Annotated in this window: 21 protein-coding genes and 1 riboswitch; of the genes, 20 read left to right on the plus strand and 1 reads right to left on the minus strand. The window is 67.0% G+C overall.

Annotated elements, in window-relative coordinates; translation table 11 throughout:
* The 10 genes from rpe to hisF all read left to right on the plus strand — a co-directional run.
* Positions 1-653, plus strand: a 653-nt coding sequence (gene rpe, locus LPN03_RS08495) for a ribulose-phosphate 3-epimerase (protein WP_262453890.1), incomplete at its 5' end; no start/stop codon positions are given.
* Positions 654-752: 99 nt separating this feature from the next.
* Positions 753-897, plus strand: a riboswitch (FMN riboswitch).
* Positions 898-1,015: 118 nt separating this feature from the next.
* Entirely contained in the window at positions 1,016-1,729 is a 714-nt protein-coding gene (pnuC, locus tag LPN03_RS08500; protein WP_165182871.1) for a nicotinamide riboside transporter PnuC, read from the plus strand.
* Positions 1,726-2,859: a bifunctional diaminohydroxyphosphoribosylaminopyrimidine deaminase/5-amino-6-(5-phosphoribosylamino)uracil reductase RibD gene (gene ribD, locus LPN03_RS08505; RefSeq protein WP_165182872.1), complete on the plus strand. Its 1,134-nt coding sequence runs from the start codon at positions 1,726-1,728 to the stop codon at positions 2,857-2,859. Before pnuC ends, ribD begins: the two co-directional genes overlap by 4 nt.
* Positions 2,860-2,861: 2 nt before the next feature.
* Positions 2,862-3,554: a riboflavin synthase gene (locus LPN03_RS08510; protein WP_165182873.1), complete on the plus strand. Its 693-nt coding sequence runs from the start codon at positions 2,862-2,864 to the stop codon at positions 3,552-3,554.
* Complete coding sequence (gene ribB, locus LPN03_RS08515; protein WP_165182874.1) at positions 3,551-4,222, plus strand: 3,4-dihydroxy-2-butanone-4-phosphate synthase; 672 nt, start codon at positions 3,551-3,553, stop codon at positions 4,220-4,222. The genes LPN03_RS08510 and ribB overlap by 4 nt, the downstream gene beginning before the upstream one ends.
* Complete coding sequence (ribA, locus tag LPN03_RS08520; RefSeq protein WP_165182875.1) at positions 4,215-4,898, plus strand: GTP cyclohydrolase II; 684 nt, start codon at positions 4,215-4,217, stop codon at positions 4,896-4,898. The genes ribB and ribA overlap by 8 nt, the downstream gene beginning before the upstream one ends.
* Positions 4,895-5,383: a 6,7-dimethyl-8-ribityllumazine synthase gene (ribH, locus tag LPN03_RS08525; protein WP_165182876.1), complete on the plus strand. Its 489-nt coding sequence runs from the start codon at positions 4,895-4,897 to the stop codon at positions 5,381-5,383. Before ribA ends, ribH begins: the two co-directional genes overlap by 4 nt.
* Before the next feature lie 61 nt (positions 5,384-5,444).
* Complete coding sequence (locus LPN03_RS08530) at positions 5,445-5,708, plus strand: phosphoribosyl-ATP diphosphatase (RefSeq protein ID WP_165182877.1); 264 nt, start codon at positions 5,445-5,447, stop codon at positions 5,706-5,708.
* Positions 5,709-5,799: 91 nt separating this feature from the next.
* Positions 5,800-6,645, plus strand: a complete 846-nt coding sequence (gene hisG / locus LPN03_RS08535) for an ATP phosphoribosyltransferase (protein ID WP_165182878.1) — start codon at positions 5,800-5,802, stop codon at positions 6,643-6,645.
* A 27-nt stretch (positions 6,646-6,672) separates the two neighbouring features.
* On the plus strand, positions 6,673-7,443 hold the full coding sequence (gene hisF, locus LPN03_RS08540) for an imidazole glycerol phosphate synthase subunit HisF (protein ID WP_165182879.1): 771 nt from the start codon (positions 6,673-6,675) through the stop codon (positions 7,441-7,443).
* Here the strand turns inward: hisF and LPN03_RS08545 are convergent.
* Positions 7,440-8,084, minus strand: a complete 645-nt coding sequence (locus tag LPN03_RS08545) for a TIGR03085 family metal-binding protein (protein ID WP_165182893.1) — start codon at positions 8,082-8,084, stop codon at positions 7,440-7,442. The genes hisF and LPN03_RS08545 overlap by 4 nt on opposite strands.
* Before the next feature lie 136 nt (positions 8,085-8,220).
* Between LPN03_RS08545 and hisI the strand changes: the two genes are divergently transcribed.
* The 10 genes from hisI (at position 8,221) to LPN03_RS08595 (ending at position 22,406) form a co-directional block, all read left to right on the plus strand.
* Positions 8,221-8,673, plus strand: coding sequence for a phosphoribosyl-AMP cyclohydrolase (gene hisI / locus LPN03_RS08550; protein ID WP_262453891.1), 453 nt, complete (start codon positions 8,221-8,223; stop codon positions 8,671-8,673).
* 49 nt (positions 8,674-8,722) lie between these two features.
* Positions 8,723-10,288: an anthranilate synthase component I gene (locus LPN03_RS08555; RefSeq protein ID WP_262453892.1), complete on the plus strand. Its 1,566-nt coding sequence runs from the start codon at positions 8,723-8,725 to the stop codon at positions 10,286-10,288.
* Positions 10,285-10,881: a Trp biosynthesis-associated membrane protein gene (locus LPN03_RS08560; protein ID WP_165182882.1), complete on the plus strand. Its 597-nt coding sequence runs from the start codon at positions 10,285-10,287 to the stop codon at positions 10,879-10,881. Before LPN03_RS08555 ends, LPN03_RS08560 begins: the two co-directional genes overlap by 4 nt.
* A gap of 96 nt (positions 10,882-10,977) precedes the next feature.
* Positions 10,978-11,262: an HGxxPAAW family protein gene (locus tag LPN03_RS08565; RefSeq protein ID WP_165182883.1), complete on the plus strand. Its 285-nt coding sequence runs from the start codon at positions 10,978-10,980 to the stop codon at positions 11,260-11,262.
* A 2-nt stretch (positions 11,263-11,264) separates the two neighbouring features.
* On the plus strand, positions 11,265-12,080 hold the full coding sequence (trpC, locus tag LPN03_RS08570) for an indole-3-glycerol phosphate synthase TrpC (protein WP_165182884.1): 816 nt from the start codon (positions 11,265-11,267) through the stop codon (positions 12,078-12,080).
* A gap of 134 nt (positions 12,081-12,214) precedes the next feature.
* Entirely contained in the window at positions 12,215-13,600 is a 1,386-nt protein-coding gene (gene trpB, locus LPN03_RS08575; protein ID WP_262453918.1) for a tryptophan synthase subunit beta, read from the plus strand.
* Positions 13,593-14,453 (plus strand): tryptophan synthase subunit alpha, encoded by an 861-nt coding sequence (trpA, locus tag LPN03_RS08580; protein WP_262453893.1) that lies wholly within the window; start codon positions 13,593-13,595, stop codon positions 14,451-14,453. Before trpB ends, trpA begins: the two co-directional genes overlap by 8 nt.
* A gap of 5 nt (positions 14,454-14,458) precedes the next feature.
* The gene (gene lgt / locus LPN03_RS08585; RefSeq protein WP_262453894.1) at positions 14,459-15,625 is read left to right on the plus strand and encodes a prolipoprotein diacylglyceryl transferase; all 1,167 of its coding nucleotides are present in this window, start codon (positions 14,459-14,461) and stop codon (positions 15,623-15,625) included.
* Positions 15,626-16,345: 720 nt separating this feature from the next.
* Entirely contained in the window at positions 16,346-20,959 is a 4,614-nt protein-coding gene (gltB, locus tag LPN03_RS08590; protein ID WP_262453895.1) for a glutamate synthase large subunit, read from the plus strand.
* Positions 20,952-22,406: a glutamate synthase subunit beta gene (locus LPN03_RS08595; protein ID WP_262453896.1), complete on the plus strand. Its 1,455-nt coding sequence runs from the start codon at positions 20,952-20,954 to the stop codon at positions 22,404-22,406. The genes gltB and LPN03_RS08595 overlap by 8 nt, the downstream gene beginning before the upstream one ends.
* The last annotated feature ends 25 nt before the right edge of the window (positions 22,407-22,431 follow it).

Here is a 22,431-nt window from a genome sequence, read left to right on the forward strand (position 1 = left end):
TCTCCGCCGACTTTGCCAACCTTGAAGCCGAACTGGCCCGCATCGCCAATGCCGACGCCGCCCACGTCGACGTCATGGACAACCACTTTGTGCCCAACCTGACCATTGGCCTGCCCGTCGTGGAACGCCTTCAGGAGATCAGCCCGGTTCCGCTGGACGCGCACCTGATGATTGCCGACGTCGACCGGTGGGCGCCGCACTATGCCGACGCCGGACTGGCATCGGTCACCTTCCACGCGGAGGCGTCCAATGCCCCCATCAAACTGGCCCGGGAACTGCGGGCCAGGGGCGCCAAGGCCGGCATGGCACTGCGCCCGGCCACCCCCGTGGAGCCGTTCCTGGACATGCTCACCGAGCTGGACATGCTGTTGATCATGACGGTGGAGCCGGGATTTGGCGGGCAGTCATTCCTTGACGTCACGCTGCCCAAGATCCGCCGTGCCCGGGCCGCCATCGAGGGCTCCGGCGCCGCCGTCGCGATCCAGGTCGACGGCGGCATCACGGAGGAAACCATCACCCGTGCAGCCGAGGCCGGTGCCAACGTCTTCGTGGCCGGTTCGGCCGTGTACGGCAAAGATTCACCTGAGGCAGCCATCGAGTCGCTGCGGGCAAGGGCACAGCTGGCCTTCGGCCGAACGCCCGCCCGGGAATGAAGCCGCGCCCCGTGTGGTTGGCAAGGGGGTAGGGCAAACGGTGCCGTGAAAGGTGCCATAATGTAAGTGGACCGGCGCAAGCCGGTGCAAAGAATTATCAACGTGCTCCGGGGTCGGTGTAATTCCGAACCGGCGGTTATAGTCCGCGACCCGCGCTCAGCCGGCTGGAAACAGCAGGCAGTGCACGGTTGATCTGGTGAAATTCCGGAACCGACAGTTAAAGTCTGGATGGGAGAAGCACGAACAGTTTCGCTGCGGCCTCGGCCGGGGCGCTTCGGCACACAGGCCGGGCAGTCCCGCAGCTGCGCCGGAACTGAACGTTACCCCCGGAGCCATCGCGGTTCGAAAGGGTTAAGGTAACGATGGACTTTCTGCGATGGCTCTTTGACGCAAAGCTTGAATTCGCCGGTGGCGGATTCCTGCTGTGGCGCGAAGTCATAGGCAACATCTTTGGGCTGGCCAGCGCCCTCGGCGGCATGCGCCGGAAAATCTGGGCCTGGCCTGTCGGCATCGTCGGCAACGCCCTCCTCTTTACTGTCTTCATGGGCTCCGTGTTCGGCTCGCCCGTCTACGCCAACCTGCTCGGCCAGGCCGGCCGGCAGCTGATGTTCATTGCCGTCTCCATTTACGGCTGGTACCGCTGGAAGCAGTCCCGGGACGCATCCCGCGGCCACGGACAGGTGCCTGCCGCCGTCCTGCCGGCCTGGGCTGGGGGCAAGGCGCGGCTGGCCCTCGTCGTCGGCATGGTTGCCGGCACCGCCGCACTCACCCCGATCTTCCGTGCCATGGGCTCCTACGAGCCAGTATGGGCGGATGCCTGGATTTTCATGGGCTCACTCCTGGCCACGTACGGCATGGCCAAGGGCTGGGTGGAGTTTTGGCTCATTTGGGTGGCCGTGGACATTGTGGGGGTTCCCCTCCTCTTTAGCGCCGGGTATTACGCATCTGCGCTCATGTACATCTTCTACGGTGTCTTCACACTGGCCGGATTCTTTGTTTGGTGGCGCATCAGGCGCAAGGGCGACACCGCATCCACAACCACCACCGCAACTCCCCTGAATGAGGTCAAACTATGAACCGGGCCAACGCCAGCAGCGGGCACGACGACACCGTGGACGCCGAGTTCAACGTCTTCAGCGACGCTGAAATTGTTGCCATGGAAACAGCACTGGCCGCCGCCCGGCAGGGAGTGCGCGGCGCCAACCCCTTGGTGGGTGCCGTCATCATCGACGCGGACGGCACCGTCCTGGCCATCGGCCACCACCGCGGCGCCGGCACCCCCCATGCCGAGGCGGACGTCATCAACAGGCTGCTCGGCACGGGTGTCAAGCGGGACCTTTCCGCCGCCACCATTGTGGTGACCCTGGAGCCGTGCAACCACCAGGGGCGGACCGGCCCGTGCACCCAGGCCATCCTCGATGCCGGCCTGGGCAATGTGGTTTATGCCGTGGACGACCCCCACACGCCCGCAGCAGGTGGCGCCGACAAGCTGCGCATGGAAGGCATCAATGTGCGCTCCGGGCTCATGGCCCGCCAGGCGCAGGACATGAACAGGCAGTGGTTTGTTGCCGTCCGCGAGGGCCGGCCCTTTGTCACGGCGCGCCTGGCCCAAACGGTGGACAGCCGCATTGCGGCCGCAGACGGCAGCAGCCAGTGGATCACCTCCTCCCAGTCCCGGCAGGATTCACACACCCTGCGCGGCCGGGTGGATGCCATTGTGGTGGGCACCGGAACCATCCTGGCGGACAACCCGCGCCTGACAGCACGTGCCGCGGACGGCACCGAATCCCCCCATCAGCCGCTGCGCGTGGTCATGGGGATGCGCGAGGTGGACGCCGGCGCCGCCGCACGCCACCAGGGCGGGCCGGGTTTCGTGCAACTCCACACCCACGACCCTGCCGAGGTCCTGGCCGAACTGCACCGGCGCGGCGTGGGGCACCTCATGATTGAGGGCGGCTCCAAGATCAACGCCGCGTTCCTGGCGGCCGGGCTGGTGGATGAGCTGATCGTGTACCTGGCCCCCACGCTGCTGGGCACAGGCATGCCGGCGCTGAACGACCTTGGCATCACAACACTGGACCAGGCCCAGCAGTGGGAATGGGACGGCACCACCACCGGTCCCGTGGAACGCCTGGGCCCGGACCTGAAACTCACCCTCATGCCGGCAAAGGTGCCGGCGCCCGCCACGCCCGCAGAAGGACTGTAGAAATGTTTACTGGAATCATCGAAGGCCGCGGCACCGTGGTCAGCATGGACACCCACACGGAAACGGACAGCGCCACGCTGGTCCTGGACACCGCGACAATGGGCAACACCGTGGACGGGCTCGGCCTGGGAGGCTCCCTCGCCGTCAATGGGGTCTGCCTGACAGCCGTGCGCATCAACGGCACCATGGTGGAGGTGGACGTCATGGGTGAAACGCTCCTGCGCACCACCACCGGCGACCTGCGCCCCGGCAACACCGTCAACCTGGAACGCTGCGTGCCCGCCGGAGGCCGCCTGGACGGCCACGTGGTCCAGGGCCACGTGGACGGCGTGGGGTCACTGCTGGAGCGCGAAAACCAGGGGAACTGGGACCGTTTGCGCTTCTCCGTGCCCGCCGCACTGTCCCGCTACATCGCCGAAAAGGGTTCCATCGCCGTCGACGGCGTCTCCCTCACCGTCACGGCCGTCAGTCCGCCCGGCGAGGCGCAACAGTGGTTCGAGGTGGGGCTCATACCTGTCACGCTGGCCAACACCGGCCTGGGCGCCAAGGCCGCCGGCGGCACGGTCAACCTGGAAGTGGATGTCCTGGCCAAGTACGCCGAGCGGCTGCTCCAATTCGTGGTCCCTTCCGCCGCAGGCCCCATTGACGGCGGCACCGTCTCGGCAGGCGCCGGCACGCAGGGGGTGCAATCATGACCGCCCTGACGAATTCCGACACCCTGCTGGACCCCGTCCCCGCGGCCATCGCCGCCATTGCCCGCGGCGAGGCCGTGCTGGTGGTCGACGACGAAAACCGTGAAAACGAGGGCGACATCATCTTTGCGGCCCAGCACAGCACCCCGGCCCTCATGGGCTGGACCATCAGACACAGCTCCGGGGTGGTTTGCGTTCCCATGGACGATGCCCGCGCCGACGCCCTGGACCTCCCGCCCATGGTGGCGCACAACCAGGACGCCAAGGGCACGGCGTACACAGTCAGCTGCGACGCGGCCCACGGGGTCACCACGGGCATCAGCGCCACCGACCGTTCGCTGACCGCCACCATCCTCGCCAACCCGGCTTCCAGGCCCGACGCCGTCACCCGGCCCGGGCACATGTTCCCCCTTCGCGCCGTGGCCGGGGGAGTGCGGCAGCGGCCCGGGCACACGGAAGCCTCGGTCGAACTGTGCCGGCTGGCCGGCTGCGAGCCGGTGGCGTGCATTGCCGAGGTGGTGGATGACGCCGGCCAGATGGTCAGGCTCGAGGGCCTGCGCGAGTTTGCCGACGCCGGCCAGCTGGTGCTCATCTCCATTGCCGACCTCGTGGCACACCTGGAAGCAGGCCCGGCCCTCAACGCCGCTGCCGCCGGGGTGCACCATGAGTAACGCCGCCGAGCCCAGGGAAGAGGAGGCCCGCGTGGATGAGGACGCCAATGTTACGGGCGGACCGGTAGTGAAATTGCCCACACAATTTGGGCTGTTCCGGGCCCAGGCGTGGGTGGATTCGGACACCGGCGCCGAGCACCTCAGTGTAAGCGCCGACGGCACGGACGACAGCAGCAGTTCCCTGGTGCCGCTGGTCCGCCTGCACTCCGAGTGCCTCACCGGGGACGTCTTCGGCTCCTACCGCTGTGACTGCGGCGAACAGCTGGACTACGCCCTGGGCATGATCCACCGGCAGGGCGGCACCCTGGTCTACCTGCGCGGGCACGAAGGCCGCGGGATCGGGCTGGCCAACAAAATCCGTGCCTACAGCCTTCAGGAAGCAGGTGCCGACACCGTTGAGGCGAACGAGCAGCTGGGCCTGCCCGTGGACAACCGCGACTACGCGGACGCTGCCGGCATCCTGCAGGCGCTGGGCCTGTCCCGGATCCGCCTGCTGAGCAACAACCCGCTGAAGTCCCAGGACCTGGCCAGGCACGGCATCACCGTCACCGAAGTGGTCCCCACCGAAGTGCCTGCCCGCACCGAAAACCTGCGCTACCTTCAAACCAAGCGCGACCGCATGCACCACACCCTTGAAGTTCTCAACCCCACCCAACCGGAAGGACCCATCCAATGAGCGGCCACGGAGCACCCGTCATCGGCTTCAGCACTGAACAGCAGGGCCAGGCCTCAGGGCTGAAACTGGCCATCATTGCCGCCAGCTGGCACACCGAAATCATGGACGGGCTGCTGGCCGGCGCGCTACGCGGCGCGGCCGACGCCGGCATTGCCAGCCCCACCGTGGTCCGGGTTCCCGGCAGCTTTGAGCTGGCCGTCGCGGCTGCCCGGCTGGCTCCCCACTACGACGCCGTCGTCGCCCTCGGCGTGGTGATCCGCGGCGGCACCCCGCACTTTGAGTACGTGTGCCAGGCCGCCACGATGGGCCTCACCGAGGTCAGCCTCCGGTCCGGCAAGCCGGTCGGCTTCGGGGTGCTGACCTGCGACACTGAGCAGCAGGGCCTGGACCGCGCCGGGCTTCCCGGTTCCGTGGAGGACAAGGGCCACGAGGCGACCACGGCTGCCCTCGCCACCGCCCTGACCCTGGCAGGGCTCGGAGCCTGATGGCGGACACACAAGGTTGGCGGCTCCGTGAAGGGGCCGCCAAGCAAGTAAGGTGGAGACCGTGAAAACCTTCGAATCCCTTTTTGACGAGCTGAGCGAGAAAGCCGCAGCGCGGCCCGCCGGCTCCCGAACCGTCGCCGAGCTTGAATCCGGCATTCACGGCATCGGCAAGAAAGTGGTTGAGGAAGCCGCCGAGGTGTGGATGGCCGCCGAATATGAGTCGGATGAGGCCTGCGCCGAGGAGATTTCCCAGCTGTTTTACCACCTGCAGGTCATGATGATCGCCAAAGGCCTTTCCCTCCAGGACGTATACAAGCATCTCTAGCCACGTCCCGTGGCCGAAATCCTGAACCGGGTGCACCCTGTGCACCCGCCCCAGACTAAATGCTTGAATACGTTACTGAAAGATAAAAACCATGCTTAGAGTTGCCGTCCCCAACAAGGGCTCCCTGTCCGAAGCCGCCTCAGCCATGCTCGCCGAAGCCGGGTATCGCCAGCGCCGCGACAGCCGCGAACTGGTCATGGTGGACCCGGAGAACAATGTTGAGTTCTTCTTCCTGCGCCCCCGCGACATCGCCGTGTACGTCGGCGCCGGCACGCTCGACGTCGGCATCACCGGCCGCGACCTGCTCATGGACGCGCAGGTGGACGCCGATGAACTGCTGCCCCTGGGCTTTGCCGTGTCCACCTTCCGCTTTGCCGGCCCGGTGGGCCACTTCACCACGGCCGCGGAGCTCGAGGGCAAGCGCCTGGCCACCAGCTACGACGGACTGCTGCGCGAATACCTGGCCGAGCTGGGCATCAATGCCAAGGTGGTCCGCCTCGACGGCGCCGTGGAATCTTCCGTTCGCCTGGGCGTGGCTGACGCCATCGCCGACGTCGTCGAAACCGGCAGCACGCTCAAGGCAGCCGGCATGGAAATCTTCGGCGAGCCCATCCTGGCCTCGGAAGCGCTGCTCATCGGGCGCCGCGGCGTCACCCCGCCCGCCGGTGTCGAAGTCCTGATCCGCCGCCTGCACAGCGTCCTGGTGGCGCGGCAGTACGTATTGCTGGACTACGACGTGCCGAAGTCGCTCATGGAGAAGGCCACGGCGCTCACCCCCGGGCTGGAATCGCCCACCGTGTCCCCGCTGCGCGACTCCGACTGGGTTGCCGTGCGGTCCATGGTGTTTGCCAAGGACACCAACCGGGTCATGGATGAACTGTATGAACTTGGCGCCCGTGCCATCCTGGTCAGCAGCATCCACGCCTGCCGCATCTGATCCGCCGCACCAACAAGGGAGCCCGCCATGAGTGTTGCCATTCGAGTCATTCCCTGCCTGGACGTTGACGCCGGCCGCGTGGTCAAGGGCGTAAAGTTCCAAAACCTGCGCGACGCCGGCGACCCCGTCGAACTGGCCCAGCGCTACGACCGCGCCGGCGCGGACGAGCTGACCTTCCTTGACGTGACGGCATCCTCGGGCAACCGGGAGACCACGTTTGACGTGGTGTCACGCACCGCCGAGCAGGTGTTTATCCCGCTGACCGTGGGCGGGGGAGTCCGCGAAGTCTCCGACGTCGACCGGCTGCTGCGGTGCGGGGCAGACAAGGCGTCGATCAACACGGCCGCCATCGCCCGGCCCCAGGTCATCGACGAGATTACCCGCCGTTTCGGTTCCCAGGTCCTGGTGCTCAGCCTCGACGCGCGGCGCACCCGGGACGGGCACACGCCGTCGGGCTTCGAAGTGACCACCCACGGCGGCCGCAAGGGCACCGGCATCGACGCCATTGAATGGGCCAGGGAGGCAGCCGAAAGGGGTGTGGGGGAGATCCTGCTCAATTCGATCGATGCCGACGGCACCAAGGAAGGCTTTGACCTGGAGCTCATCCGCCTGGTCCGGGCCGCCGTCCATGTGCCGCTCATCGCCTCGGGAGGGGCCGGAAAGCCCGAACACTTCCCGCCGGCCGTTGCTGCCGGGGCGAACGCCGTCCTGGCGGCGTCGATCTTCCACTTTGGCCCCGACAACGCCATTGCCGACGTCAAGTCGGCCATCCGCGACGCCGGCTACGAGGTGCGCTAAGGCCCGACGACAGCCGTCTGAAGAAGGGCGACGGCGTCGGGCTGGCCCTCGAAGGTCACCAGGGCCTGGCCCGTGCGGCCGTTGGCGTGCATGAGCAGTTCGCCCGGCTCGCCCAGGATGGCCACCGAGACGGGGGCGCGCTTGGCGACGTGGCGCAGGCCTGCCGGGTTGACCAGGACAATGCCCAGGTCCACGCTGCGGTACAGGATGGCGGCGCGCTTGACGAGTTCGGCCCAGAGCGAGTCGGAATAGTCGGCGTCGAGGGCGCGGGGGGCCCAGCGGTCCGTAGCGCGGCGGATGTCCTCGGTGTGGACAAAAAATTCAATGAGGTTGGCGCTGTGGTCCACCGCGCGAAGTGACAGCGGCGAAAGCCTGGGCGGCCCGGCCCGGAACTTTTCCACCAGCTGGGCAAACGCCTCGGGTGTGGATGATTCAGCGGCCAGACGGGCCGTGGCCTTTTCGGAAACCTTGTTCCAGGGTTTGATGACCAGGCCCAGCCCCACTTTCGGGCTGTGCTCGCGCAGGTAAAGGTGTGCGGCCAGTTCCTGGGTGCGCCATCCTTCGCATAGTGTTTCCGCTCCGGGACCGGCGGCCAGCAGGGTCTCGGCGAGGACTTCACGGGATGGTTCTACAAATTGCATCACTTGTGAAATTAGCATGTATTGGCGCGCGTGGGCACCTTGAACCGCCGGAATGGACGCCGGAAGAATTGGCGATACCTGCCGGGGTGCCCCGCAATGGCCGGGCCGGGCGGTTTCTGGCACTAGAATTGGGGTGATGCCCCACCTCCCAGCACCCCAGTCCGTATCCGCCCAGGCGCCAGGCTCTTCGGCAGCGGGCCCAGCAGCCGCCCCTGCCGGCACCGCGCCCGAATCCCTGCCTGCAAACATCGAGGCATTGCTGAAGCGGGACGCGTCCGGGCTCGTGGCCGCCGTCATCCAGCAATTCGACACCCTTGAGGTGCTCATGCTCGGCTGGATGGACGCGGAGGCCCTGCGCCGGACCCTCACCGGCGGCAGGGTGACGTTCTGGTCCCGGTCGCGGCAGGAATACTGGCGCAAGGGCGACACCTCCGGGCACGCCCAGTTTGTGAAATCCGTGGCCATAGACTGCGACGGCGACGCCCTTCTGGTCACCGTCGACCAGGTCGGCGCCGCCTGCCACACGGGTACCCGCACCTGCTTCGAGGGCCGCGGACTTCCCGCCGTGACTGGCAGCCGCGACGCCTAGCTTCCACCCCTGCCTTCCTTCCGCCTGAGATGAAAGAATTTCCGAATCCATGCAAGATCTAGGTGTCATCAGCCCCACCCTTGACGAGTTTCGCGAGCTTGCCCGCAGCCGGAGGGTGATTCCGGTCCGCCTGAAGGTCCTGGCCGACGCCCAAACGCCCATTGGGCTCTACCGCACGCTGGCGGCCGGCGCACCGGGCACCTTCCTCATGGAGTCGGCCGCGGTGGGCGGCACCTGGTCGCGCTACTCGTTCATCGGCGTCCGCTCGCGCGCCACCTTGACCACGCACGACGGCGGCACCCACTGGCAGGGCGAGCCGCCCGTCGGCGTGCCGCTTGACGGCAATCCTGTCGCCGCCATGGAAGCCACGCTGAAGCTGCTGGCCACCGAGCGCTTTGACGGGCTGCCGCCGTTCACGTCCGGGCTGGTCGGGCTGGTCGGGTGGGAGTCCGTGCGGCACTGGGAAAAGCTGCCGGCGCCTCCGGTCGACGACCTCCACCTGCCCGAACTGGCCCTGAACCTTGTCTCCGACATGGCCGTCCACGATAACACCGAAGGCACGGTGCTGCTCATCGCCAATGCGATCAATGTGGACGGAACGGACCAGAACGTGGACGGCGCCTGGCGCGACGCCGTAGCGCGCGTCCACACCATGCTGGAGGCGCTGCGCACGCCCGTGGCCCAGCCCATGTCGGTGCTCCAGGAGCCAGAGGCCAGCTTTGCCGACTCCGTGCACGAACGCTGGGACCGCAACGAGTACCTGAAGGCCATCGACCGCGGCAAGGAAGCCATCGTGGACGGCGAGGTGTTCCAGGTGGTCATCTCGCGCCGCTTTGAAATGGAATGCAGCGCACCTGCCCTGGATGTCTACCGCGTGCTGCGCAACACCAACCCCAGCCCGTACATGTACCTGTTCAGCTTTGAGGATGCCAACGGCGGCGCCTATTCCGTGGTGGGTTCTTCGCCCGAGGCCCTGGTCACGGTCAGCGGCGACGAGGTCATCACCCACCCCATCGCCGGTTCCCGCCCGCGCGGAAAGACGGTGGAGGAAGACAAGTTCCTGGCCAAGGACCTGCTGGCCGACGCCAAGGAACGCTCCGAACACCTGATGCTGGTGGACCTTTCCCGCAACGACCTCTCCAAGGTCTGCGAGCCGGGCACCGTGGATGTCACCCAGTTCATGGAAGTTGAACGGTTCAGCCACATCATGCACCTGGTCTCCACGGTGGTGGGCACCCTCGCCTCCGGCAGGAGCGCCTACGACGTGCTGGCGGCCACATTCCCGGCCGGCACATTGTCCGGTGCGCCCAAACCCCGGGCCCTGCGACTTTTGGATGAACTGGAACCGCACCGGCGCGGCATTTACGGCGGCGTGGTGGGCTACCTGGACTTTGCCGGGGACATGGACATGGCCATTGCGATCCGTTCGGCGCTGCTGAAGGACGGCAGGGCCTACGTTCAGGCAGGCGGCGGAATCGTGGCCGACTCGGTCAATGAAACGGAGGCCCAGGAGACCGTCAACAAGGCGGCAGCACCCCTGCGCGCCGTCTATGCCGCGGCGTCCCTCAAGGCCCTGGACGATGCGCCGGTCCTTGCGGAAGGGAGCCTGGCATGAGCACCGGAAAGTCGTCCACGCCAGCCTGGCAGCGCAAGTCCCCGCTGATCCTCCTCGCCGTGCTGGCCGCCCTGGCAGTCTTCGGCACCACTACCCAGACCTGGATCCACGTCTCCTTCGGGCAGACCACGGTCCAGCAGTCCGACCTCAACATACCCGGCAGCAAGGCCGCCGTCGCCGTCTCGGCACTGGCCCTCGTGGCGCTGGCAGGTTCACTGGCGGCAACCATCGCCGGCAAGATCTCCCGGATCATCACCGGCGTCATTGTCCTGCTGGGCGCGGCCGGGATTGTCGCCGTCGTCACCGGCCTGCTCGCCGACCCTTCGGCGGCGGCCATGGCGGAAGTGGGCAAGACCACCGGCGTGGTGGGGGTGGCCAGCAACGCCACCACCACCTGGTTTCCCGTGGCCGCCGTCGTGGCAGCAGTGGTCCTGGCCGTTGCGGCCGTGCTGATCCTGTGGTTTGGCCGGAACTGGAACGTGCGCACCAAATACGACGCCGCGCCGGCCGGCTCCACTCCGGACGGCGGCGGCGCCCTGGACGGGGTGGACAGCTGGGACAGCCTCACCCGGGGCGAGGACCCCACGCTCTAACATCACAACTTGCCCCCCGGGGCGTGGGGGTTTCCGCTTCCACAGGCAACTAATGGCAGAATGTATTGCAGTATCCGCATCAAAGGGAGAATTACCATGAGCAACAAGTCGGCCACCTCCTCCGTGGCAGCGACAGTCCAGGAACCCATGGACCACAGCGTTGAGCTGGGCCACGGCAACAGCCCCGCCGCCTGGACCTGTGTGGCCATCATGCTGTTCGGCTGCATTGTCGGCTGCATCGCCTTCGTCATCGGCGAAAGTGCCACGATCGTCTTCTGGGCCGGCGTGGCCATCATGGTCATCGGCCTGGTCACGGGCATGGTCATGAAGAAGATCGGCTACGGCGTGGATGGAAGCAAGCTGAAGAACAACGGCCACTAGGCGTGAGCGTTCTGCAGGACATTGTCGCGGGCGTCAGGGAGGACCTTGACGCCCGCAGGCAGGCAGTCAGCCTGACCCAGCTTCAGGAGCGTGCCGCGCAGGCGGCGCCGCCGCTGGACGCCTTTGCTGCCCTGGGTGGAAACGATCCCGCCCGCCCGGACTTGCGGGTCATTGCCGAGGTCAAGCGGCGCAGCCCCTCCAAGGGCGAGCTGGCAGGCATTGCAGACCCCGCGGCCCTGGCCGCCCAATACCGCGACGGCGGCGCCTCCGTAATCAGCGTCCTCACCGAGGAACGCCGCTTTGGCGGTTCGCTGGCCGACCTGGATGCCGTGCGGGCGGCGGTCGACATCCCCGTGCTGCGCAAGGACTTCACCTGCGACCCGTACATGATCTGGGAGGCGCGCGCGCACGGCGCCGACGTAGTGCTTTTGATTGTCGCGGCGCTGACGGACGCTGAGCTGGCCGAATACCTGGCCCTGACCCACCAGCTGGGCATGAACGCCATCGTGGAAACGCACACTGCCGGTGAGGTTGCCCGGGCCGTTGCCGTGGGTGCCAGGATCATCGGCATCAATGTACGCAACCTGAAGACGCTCGATGTGGACCGGGGCGTCTTTGCCGCCCTGGCCCCTTCCATCCCCGAGGGGCCGGTGGTCATTGCTGAATCAGGTGTCCGGAACGCCGCCGACGTCCACCACTACGCCGAACACGGTGCGAACGCAATCCTGGTGGGCGAGGCCCTGGTCACGGACGCCACCCCGCTGGAGCGCATCACCGAATTCAAGGCCGCCGGCTCAGCCGCCATCGGCGCACGCTAGGCCGTGTTCCGTTCCACCGGCACGGAACTATCACTTTTTTCTTGCATGACCAACACAGGAACAGGACGGTGGAACTGATGGCCCATGTGCCCACAGCTTCGTCACCAGAGCCCGCAGGGGGCAATGACGAAGGCATGGCAGACGCCGCCACTGCCTTCCTGGCAGGAGGCCACGGACAGCCCGAACCGGACGCGGGACATTCCCTGCGCCATGCTCCGGGCCCCTACTTTGGCAGCTACGGCGGGCGGTGGATGCCCGAATCGCTGATTGCCGCCCTCGACGAGCTGGAAGACACCTTTGAAAAAGCCAAGGTGGACCCGGACTTCCTGGCCGAGGTGGCCGAGCTCAACAAGAACTACTCCGGCCGGCCCTCGCTGCTGACCGAGGCCAAGCGTTTCAGCCAGCACGCCGGCGGCGCACGGATCTTCCTCAAGCGTGAAGACCTGAACCACACCGGATCGCACAAGATCAACAACGTGCTGGGCCAGGCACTGCTGGCCAAGCGCATGGGCAAGACCCGCCTCATCGCCGAGACCGGCGCCGGCCAGCACGGCGTGGCCAGCGCCACGGCCGCAGCCCTGCTGGGCATGGAGTGCGTGGTGTACATGGGCGCCGAGGACTGCCGCCGGCAGGCCCTGAACGTGGCCCGGATGCAGCTGCTCGGCGCCACGGTGGTGCCCGTGACCAACGGCTCCCAGACGCTCAAGGACGCCATCAACGACGCCCTCCGGGACTGGGTGGCCAATGTGGACAACACACACTACCTGCTCGGCACCGCGGCCGGGGCCCACCCGTTCCCGGCCATGGTGCGCTTCTTCCACGAAGTGATCGGCGAGGAGGCCCGCTGCCAGATCCTGGACCAGCTCGGGCGCCTCCCCGACGCCATTTGCGCCTGCATTGGCGGCGGCTCCAACGCCATCGGCCTCTTCCACGGCTTCCTCGACGATGCCTCCGTGAAGATTTACGGCTTTGAGGCCGGCGGCGACGGCGTGGAGACAGGCCGCCACGCTGCGACCATCACGCTGGGCCGCCCCGGCGTCCTCCACGGCGCCCGTTCCTACCTGATGCAGGACGACGACGGCCAGACCGTCGAGTCCCATTCCATCTCGGCCGGGCTGGACTACCCCGGTGTCGGGCCGGAACACTCCTACCTGCACGACATCGGGCGGGTCAGCTACGAGCCCATCACCGACACCGAGGCAATGGATGCCTTCAAGCTCCTCAGCCAGACCGAGGGCATCATTCCGGCCATCGAGTCGGCACACGCACTGGCCGGCGCCATGAAGGTGGGGCAGCGGCTCACGGCCGGCCTCGCCACGCCGTCGGACATTGCCATCATCGTGAACCTGTCCGGCAGGGGGGACAAGGACGTGGAGACTGCGGCGGCCTGGTTCGGCATGTTGGATGAAAACGGCCAGGTCAAGGGCACCACGCTCTCCACCCGGGCCGCCAAGGACACCGCGCCAACCGCCAGCGCCGACGCCGCGGACCCGAATGCAGAGGATGCCAGCAATGAGTAATGCAACCCTGCCGCCCCGCCACGGCGGGCAACCGGCGGCCAGCAAGTCGGCGGCCGCCATCGACCGGGCCCAGGCGGCCGGCCGCAAGGCATTGATCGCGTACCTGCCTGCAGGCTACCCGGACAAGCAAACTGCCATTGACGCCGCGATTGCCGTGGCCCGCAACGGGGCCGACATTGTCGAAATAGGCATTCCCTACTCCGACCCGGTCATGGACGGCGCCGTCATCCAGGCCGCCACCACCGAGGCGCTGGCCAACGGCTTCCGCGTGGCCGATGTCTTTGACATCGTCGCGGCCGTGACAGCCGAGACCGACGCCGCCGTGCTGGTCATGACGTACTGGAACCCGGTGCTGCGCATGGGCGTGAACGAATTTTCCCGTCGCCTCGCCGAAGCTGGGGGAGCGGGGCTCATCACCCCCGACTTGATCCCCGACGAGGCCGCCGAATGGTTTGCCGCGTCGGACAAGTACGGGCTGGACCGTGTGTTCCTGGTGGCGCCATCCTCGACGCCGGAACGCGTGGCCATGACGGTGGAGGCCACGCGCGGGTTTGTCTACGCCGTGTCCATCATGGGTGTCACGGGTGCGCGCAGCACGGTGTCCAGTGCGGCCGAGGCCGTGGTGGCGGCCGCCCACCGTGCCGGTGCGGAACGCGTGTGCGTGGGCCTGGGTGTTTCCCGGCCCGAACATGTCCACGAGATTGCCGAGTATGCGGACGGGGTCATTGTGGGGACGGCGCTGGTCGCTGCCCTGCGCGACGGCGGCGTGCCCGCCGTCGGTGCCCTCGCCGCGGAACTGAGCACCGGCTTCGCCGTGGGCTCGTACGCTTCCCGCACGGGTGCGGGGGAGTAGGCGCCATGGCTGCAATTCCCACGCTTGCCACGGCAGCTGCAACACACCTCGGTGCCGCCATTCCCGCACCGGCCTGGTCCGGCTTTGACATCGGTCCGCTGCGCATCCACGCCTATGCCCTGTGCATCCTGCTGGGGATCGTGGCCGCCATCTGGCTCACCGACCGCCGGTGGAAGCGCCGCGGCGGGCCCGAAGGATCCATCTGGGACATCGCCATCTGGGCCATCCCCTTCGGCATCATTGGCGGGCGTCTCTATCACGTGTTCTCCTCCCCGGACGCGTACTTTGGACCGGGCTACAACGGACATGGCAACCTGGCCCTGATCCCGCAAATCTGGCTGGGCGGGCTGGGCATCTGGGGCGCCGTGGTCCTGGGCGTCATCGGTGCCTGGATTGGCTGCCGCCGCGCCGGCGTCAAGCTTTCAGCGTTCATTGACGCCTCAGCGCCGGGGATTCTGCTGGCCCAGGCCATCGGGCGCTGGGGCAACTACTTCAACCAGGAACTTTTCGGCGGGCCCACCACGCTCCCATGGGGACTTCACGTGGACCCACAGTTCGTGCCCGCGGGGTTCAGCCCCGACACCTTGTTCCACCCCACCTTCCTCTACGAATGTGTCTGGGACGTGTTGGGCGTGGTGGTGCTGCTGCTGGTGGACCGCAAGTTCCGCCTCCGCTCCGGCCGCCTGTTCCTGCTGTACGCCATGGTCTACACGGCCGGGCGCGTGTGGATTGAAATGCTCCGCATTGACGCTGCCGAACAGATCACGTTCTTCGGCATCACCACCCGCCTGAACGTGTGGACCAGCATCCTGGTGTTTGTGGCGGCGCTGGTGGTGTTCCTCATCATTACTTTCCTGCGGCGCGGGAAGCCGTTCACCTCCGTCTACCTGGCCGGCCGCGAACCCGCGGCCGACGATCCAGCCGAGAGCGGAGACGGAGGCGCCGGACCGGCTGCGGACGATGATTCCGCGGACGGTGAAAACGCTGCGAATGGTGGCGGCAAGCCGCGGACGATTGAGTCGGAGGTGGAGCTCGCCGGCACCGACAAGGCTCTTGCGGACGAGCCCAAGGACGGGCCCAAGACGGAACATGAAGTCGTGGGCAAGCCGGCCCCCGGCCGATTTGGCCTGGACGGTGCGTCGCCGGAGACATCCGCCAAGCCCGATTCCTAGGGACTCGGATTCAGACATGAAGCCGTGGGCGTGATGCCCGGGCGATCGAGTTGCGACACATAGGGCGGCCCCGCATTGCCGGGGCCGCCCTTTTTCGCGCCTGCGGGGCGATTCTCCGGGTCCGGTCCCGATCGCACGGCACCAGTTGCTGTGGGGGACCTGCCCATCCAGGTTCCCGGCCCCGCTCGGGCGGCGGCACGCCATCACCGGCAATCGGCGGTGCAGGTCCTGCGACCTTTCCCGGCCTGTGGCCGCAGGTGCTGCACCATCGAATGCTGCAGGGTGTCTGTGCCCACAGGAGCTGCACCGTCGATGTGGATGTTGAATGATGGCAGGGCACCGATGGTCCCTGCCACGGCACGGTTGACCGGACAACGCTGAAATTCGTGCCGGAAGATGCCATACATCAAATAATCTTACTGATCGTGCATATGATTTCATGATTCGAGATCGAAGTATTCTGTGGGTCAGGGTGGCTTATATAGTGGAAATCGCCGCGCAGACAGGCCCGCAACCACCGTTGGGGGATGTTGTGCATTTGCACTACAGGAATACAGCCCGTGTGTATTTGCCACCAGTGCCGCCGGGCCGGGCATGCAACCCGCCGGAGCACAACCGGCATGCACCAACCAATACAGTTGCGCGGGAGATTGCCACCCGCAGACCGAGGGCCACCGCCGTCCCCATCCACCGTTCGACCAGGGGAAGGACTTCACCGTCATGACTCAGACTTCACCGCTCGCCCAGTCACCCTTCACGCGCTTTGCGCAGCTGCCCGCGCAGCAGGGGCTGTACCGGCCCGAGTCCGAAAAAGACGCCTGCGGCCTGGCCATTGTCGCCACTTTGCGCGGAGAGCCCCGGCGCGACATTGTGCAAAGCGCCCTCGTGGCACTGCGCAACCTGGAACACCGCGGCGCAGTGGGCGCGGACGAAGGCACCGGCGACGGCGCCGGCATCCTCACCCAGGTCCCGGATGCGTTCTTCCGTGCAGTGGTGGACTTTCCACTGCCTGCCGCTGGCGGCTACGCCGTCGGAACGGCCTTCCTCCCTACCGAGCCCAAGGAATTGGCAGCGACGCGTGCCGGGCTGGAAGCACTGGCCGAACGTGAAGGTCTGGATGTCCTGGGCTGGCGCGAGGTGCCCATCGTGGCGGACCTGGTGGGGGCCAGCGCCCGGGCCTGCATGCCGCACTTCAGCCAGCTCTTTCTGGCGATCCGGCCCGGCAGCGAGGACGCGTCGAGAAAAGAAGTGAATGCGCTGGACGCAAAGGCCTTCCGCCTTCGCAAGCGCGCGCAGCACAAGTTCGGCGTGTACTTCCCCTCTCTGTCCTCCAAGACCCTTGTCTACAAGGGCATGCTGACCACCGCCCAGCTTGAACCGTTCTACCCCGACCTTTCGGATGCGCGCTTTGCCACCAAGCTGGCAGTGGTGCACTCGCGCTTTTCCACCAACACCTTCCCGTCATGGCCCCTGGCCCAGCCGTTCCGCACCATCGCCCACAACGGGGAAATCAACACCGTCAAGGGCAACCGCAACTGGATGCGGGCCCGCCAATCCACCATGTCCCACTCCCTGCTGGGCGACGCCCCCGAGGAACTGTTCCCCATCTGCACGCCGGGTGCCTCCGACTCGGCATCCTTTGACGAAGTCGCGGAACTGCTGTGGCTGTCCGGCCGCCCCATCACCGAAGCCGTCATGATGATGATCCCGGAGGCGTGGGAAAACCACACCACCATGGACCCGGACCGCAGGGCCTTTTACGAATACCACTCCCTGATGATGGAGCCGTGGGACGGCCCGGCGGCCGTGTCCTTCACCGACGGCACCCTGGTCGGTGCCACCCTGGACCGCAACGGCCTGCGCCCCTGCCGCTACTGGGTGACAGCGGACGGGCTGGTGGTCTTTGCCTCCGAAGTGGGCGTGCTGGACATCCCAGCCGAAAAGATCGTGGAAAAAGGCCGGGTGGCGCCTGGAAAGATGTTTGTTGTCGACACCGAGGCCGGCCGCCTGGTCCGCGACGACGAGGTCAAGGCGCAGGCCGCCGCCAGCAGGCCCTGGGCCGACTGGGCCCGTGAAAACACCATCCGCCTCGCGGACCTGCCCGAGCGCGAGCACGTGGTCCACACCAGCGCCTCCGTCATCCACCGCCAGCGCACCTTCGGCTACACCACCGAGGAACTGAAAATCCTGCTCGGCCCCATGGCCCGCACCGGCGGCGAGCCCCTGGGCGCCATGGGCACCGACACGCCCGTCGCCGTGCTCTCCAAGCGCCCCCGCCTGCTCTTTGACTACTTTGTCCAGTCCTTTGCCCAGGTGACCAACCCGCCGCTGGACGCCATCCGCGAAGAACTGGTCACCTCGCTGAACACCGCCATCGGCCCGCAGGGCAACCTGCTTTCCCGCGCCAAGGTGGCCATGCCGCAGGTGGCCCTGACCTTCCCCGTCATTAACAATGACGAGCTCGCCAAGATCGCCAACATCGAAACCCCCCTGGCAGCCGACGGCACCGGCGGGGAGCGCATCGCCATGAAGGTGCGCGGCCTGTACAAGTTCGACGGCGGCGAGGCGGCCCTGCGGTCCCGGCTCACCGAAATCTGTGAGCAGGTTTCGGGGGCCATCAACCGGGGCGTGCAATATGTGGTGCTGTCGGACCGCGACTCCTCCGCCTCCTGGGCCCCGATCCCGTCCCTGCTGCTGCTCAGTGCCGTCCACCACCACCTGCTGCGCAGTGCCAACCGCACCAAGATCTCCCTGGTGGTGGAAGCCGGAGACGTCCGCGAGGTCCACCACGTTGCCGTCCTGATCGGCTTCGGCGCCGCGGCCGTCAACCCCTACCTTGCCATGGAATCCGTGGAGGAGCTGGTCCGCAGCGGCGACGTCGTGGGAGTCACCCCCGAACAATCCGTGCACAACCTCATCAAGGGCCTGGGCAAGGGCGTCCTGAAGATCATGTCCAAGATGGGCATCTCCACCGTGGCCTCGTACTGCGGCGCCCAGACCTTCGAAGCGCTGGGACTGTCCCAGGAACTGGTCAACGACTACTTCACGGGCACCGTCTCCCAACTGGGAGGCGTGGGCCTGGACGTCATTGCCGCCGAGGTCACGGCCCGCCACACCCTGGCCTACCCCGTCGACGGCGTGGACGTACCCCACCGCCCGCTGCTGGGCGGCGGCGAATACCAGTGGCGCCGCGACGGCGAACCGCACCTGTTCAACCCGGACACCGTGTTCCGACTGCAGCATGCCACCCGGGAACGCCGCTACGACATCTTCAAGAAATACACGCAGGGCATCGACGAGCAGGCCGGCAAGCTCATGACCTTCCGCGGGCTGCTGAAGTTCCGCGACGGCCAGCGGCCACCGGTGCCGCTGGAGGAAGTGGAAGCAGTCAGCAGCATCGTCAAGCGCTTTTCCACCGGCGCCATGAGCTACGGCTCCATTTCCCAGGAAGCCCACGAGAACCTGGCCATTGCCATGAACCGGCTGGGCGCCAAGTCCAACACGGGCGAGGGCGGGGAGGACGTGGCCCGGCTGCTGGACCCGGAGCGCTGCTCCGCCATCAAGCAGGTGGCCTCCGGCCGCTTCGGCGTCACCAGCCTCTACCTGGCCAGCGCACAGGACATCCAGATCAAGATGGCCCAGGGCGCCAAGCCCGGCGAGGGCGGGCAGCTCATGGCCAAAAAGGTCTACCCCTGGATCGCGGCCACCCGCCATTCGACGCCCGGCGTCGGGCTGATTTCCCCGCCGCCGCACCATGACATCTACTCCATCGAGGACCTGGCCCAGCTGATCTACGACTGCAAGCGCGCCAACCCGGCCGCCCGGGTCCACGTCAAGCTCGTCTCCGAGATGGGGATCGGCACGGTCGCGAGCGGCGTGACCAAGGCCAAGGCCGACGTCGTGCTCGTTTCCGGGCACGACGGCGGCACCGGCGCCAGCCCGCTGAACTCGCTCAAGCATGCCGGCATGCCGTGGGAACTGGGCCTCGCCGAGACCCAGCAGACGCTGCGCCTGAACGGGCTCCGCGACCGCGTGGTGGTGCAGGTCGACGGCCAGCTCAAGACCGGGCGCGACGTAGTGGTGGCTGCCCTGCTGGGTGCCGAGGAGTACGGCTTTGCCACGGCCCCGCTGGTGGTTTCCGGCTGCGTCATGATGCGGGTGTGCCACCTCGACACCTGCCCCGTTGGCGTGGCCACGCAAAACCCGGAGCTGCGCCAGCGCTTCAGCGGCAAGCCCGAGTTTGTGGTCAACTTCTTTGAGTTCCTGGCCGAAGAGGTCAGGGAAATCCTGGCCGGGCTCGGCTTCCGCACCTTGGAGGAGGCCATCGGCCACGCGGACCTGCTGGACACGCGGGAAGCCGTGGACCACTGGAAAACGGCGGGCCTGGACCTTTCGCCCATCATGTCCGACGCCGGAGTGCCGGCAGGGACGCCGGTGCGCAACCTCACCGCGCAAAACCATGAGCTGGACAAGCACTTCGACCAGCAGCTGCTCACCATGGCGGCCGAGGCACTCAGCGACCGCACGCCCGTCAAGATCAGCGTGCCGGTGGTCAACACCGACCGTTCCGTGGGCACGCTGCTGGGCTACCACGTCACGAAGGCGTTTGGCGTGAACGTGCTGGGGCCGGACACCATTGACGTCACCCTGACCGGCCAGGCCGGCCAGTCCCTGGGCGCGTTCATGCCGGCCGGCATCACACTGCGCCTCTTCGGAGACGCCAACGACTACGTGGGCAAGGGCCTTTCCGGCGGGCGCATCACCGCCCAGCCGGACCGCGCCAGCTCCCTTGTGGCAGCCGACAACGTGATTGCCGGAAATGTGATCGGCTACGGGGCCACCAGCGGGGAAATGTTCCTCCGCGGCCAGGTGGGCGAACGCTTCCTGGTCAGGAATTCCGGGGCCACCGCGGTGGTGGAAGGCATCGGCGACCACGGCTGCGAGTACATGACCGGCGGCCAGGCCCTGGTCATCGGGCCCACGGGACGCAACTTTGGCGCCGGCATGTCCGGCGGCACGGCCTATGTGCTGGACCTGGCCCGCAGCAACGTCAACACCACGGCCCTGGACTCGGGGGAGCTGTCGCTCATCCCGCTCGACGCCGAGGATGCGGACATTGTCCACGCGCTTTTGGCCCGGCATGTCGAGGAGACGGGCTCGGAGGTGGCCGCCACGCTGCTGGCCGACTTCCCGGGCACGGTTGGGCGGCTGACAAAGATCCTTCCGCGTGACTATGCAGCAGTTTTGGAAACCCGCTTGGCAGCAGCCGAGCTGGGCGAGGACCCCGACGGCGACGCCGTCTGGCACAAAATCTTGGAGGTAACCGGTGGCTGATCCCCGCGGTTTTTTGAAGAACCGGGAACGCATCACCCAGGCCAGGCGTCCCGTGCCGGTCCGCATCATGGACTGGAAGGAAGTGTACGAGAACCAGGACCACGAGGTGCTCAAGGGACAGGCCGGGCGGTGCATGGACTGCGGCGTGCCGTTCTGCCACCAGGGCTGCCCTTTGGGAAACCTGATCCCGGAGTGGAACGACCTCACCTGGCGGGACAAGGGCGAGGAGGCAATAGAACGGCTGCATTCCACCAACAACTTCCCGGAATTCACCGGACGGCTGTGCCCGGCCCCGTGCGAGACTGCGTGCGTGCTGGGGATCAACCAGCCGTCTGTCACCATCAAGCAGGTGGAGGTCTCCATCATTGACGAGGCCTTCGCCCAGGACTGGGTGCACCCGCTCCCTCCGGCCAGGCTCACCGGCAAGACTGTCGCCGTCGTCGGTTCCGGCCCGGCCGGCATGGCCGCCGCCCAGCAGCTGACCCGCACCGGCCATACGGTGGCCGTGTACGAACGCGACGACAGGATCGGCGGGCTGCTGCGCTACGGCATCCCCGATTTCAAGCTGGAAAAGGACAAGCTCGACAGGCGCCTGGAACAGATGAAGGCGGAGGGCACCCGCTTCCGCACCGGGGTGGAAGTGGGCAAGGACATTGGCTGGGACGAGCTGCGCCGCCGGTACGACGCTGTCGTGGTGTGCACGGGTGCCACTGTTCCGCGGGACCTGCCCATCCCCGGCCGCCAGCTGGGCGGCGTGCACTTTGCCATGGAGTACCTGGTGCAGTCCAACAAGGTGGTGGCCGGTGACACGGTGGCCGGCCAGATTGACGCCCGCGGCAAGCACGTGGTGATACTTGGCGGCGGCGACACCGGGGCGGACTGCCTCGGCACCGCCCACCGCCAGCAGGCTGCGTCCGTGACCACGCTCGCGATAGGCAAGCAGCCCCCCGTGGAACGCACCTCCGCCCAGCCGTGGCCCATGTTCCCGAACCTGTTCGAGGTGGCCAGTGCGCACGAAGAAGGCGGGGACCGCACCTACCTTGCCTCCACCGTGGAATTCCTCGGCGAGAACGGCCGGCTCACCGGGCTCAAGATTGCCGAAACCGAGTACGTGGACGGCCGCCGTGTGCCCAGGGCCGGCACGGAACGAATCATCCCTGCGGACCTGGTGTTCCTCTCGCTTGGTTTCACCGGCCCCGAAACGGCAGAGCTCACGCACCAGCTGCCGGTGGCGCTCAGCGCCCGGTCGACGGTGGAACGCGACGGCTACTACATGACCGCCAAGCCGGGCGTTTTCGCCGCCGGGGACGCCGGACGCGGGCAGTCACTCATCGTCTGGGCCATCGCCGAGGGCCGTGCCTGCGCGGCTGCGGTGGACAAATTCCTCATGGGCGAGACATTTCTGCCCGCCCCCGTCTCACCCAGTGACTCCGCTATCAGTGTCTAGGGCCGACCCGCTAGGCTGGACGCAG

This window comes from Arthrobacter sp. A2-55 (genome assembly GCF_025548615.1).
Taxonomy (GTDB): domain Bacteria; phylum Actinomycetota; class Actinomycetes; order Actinomycetales; family Micrococcaceae; genus Specibacter; species Specibacter silviterrae.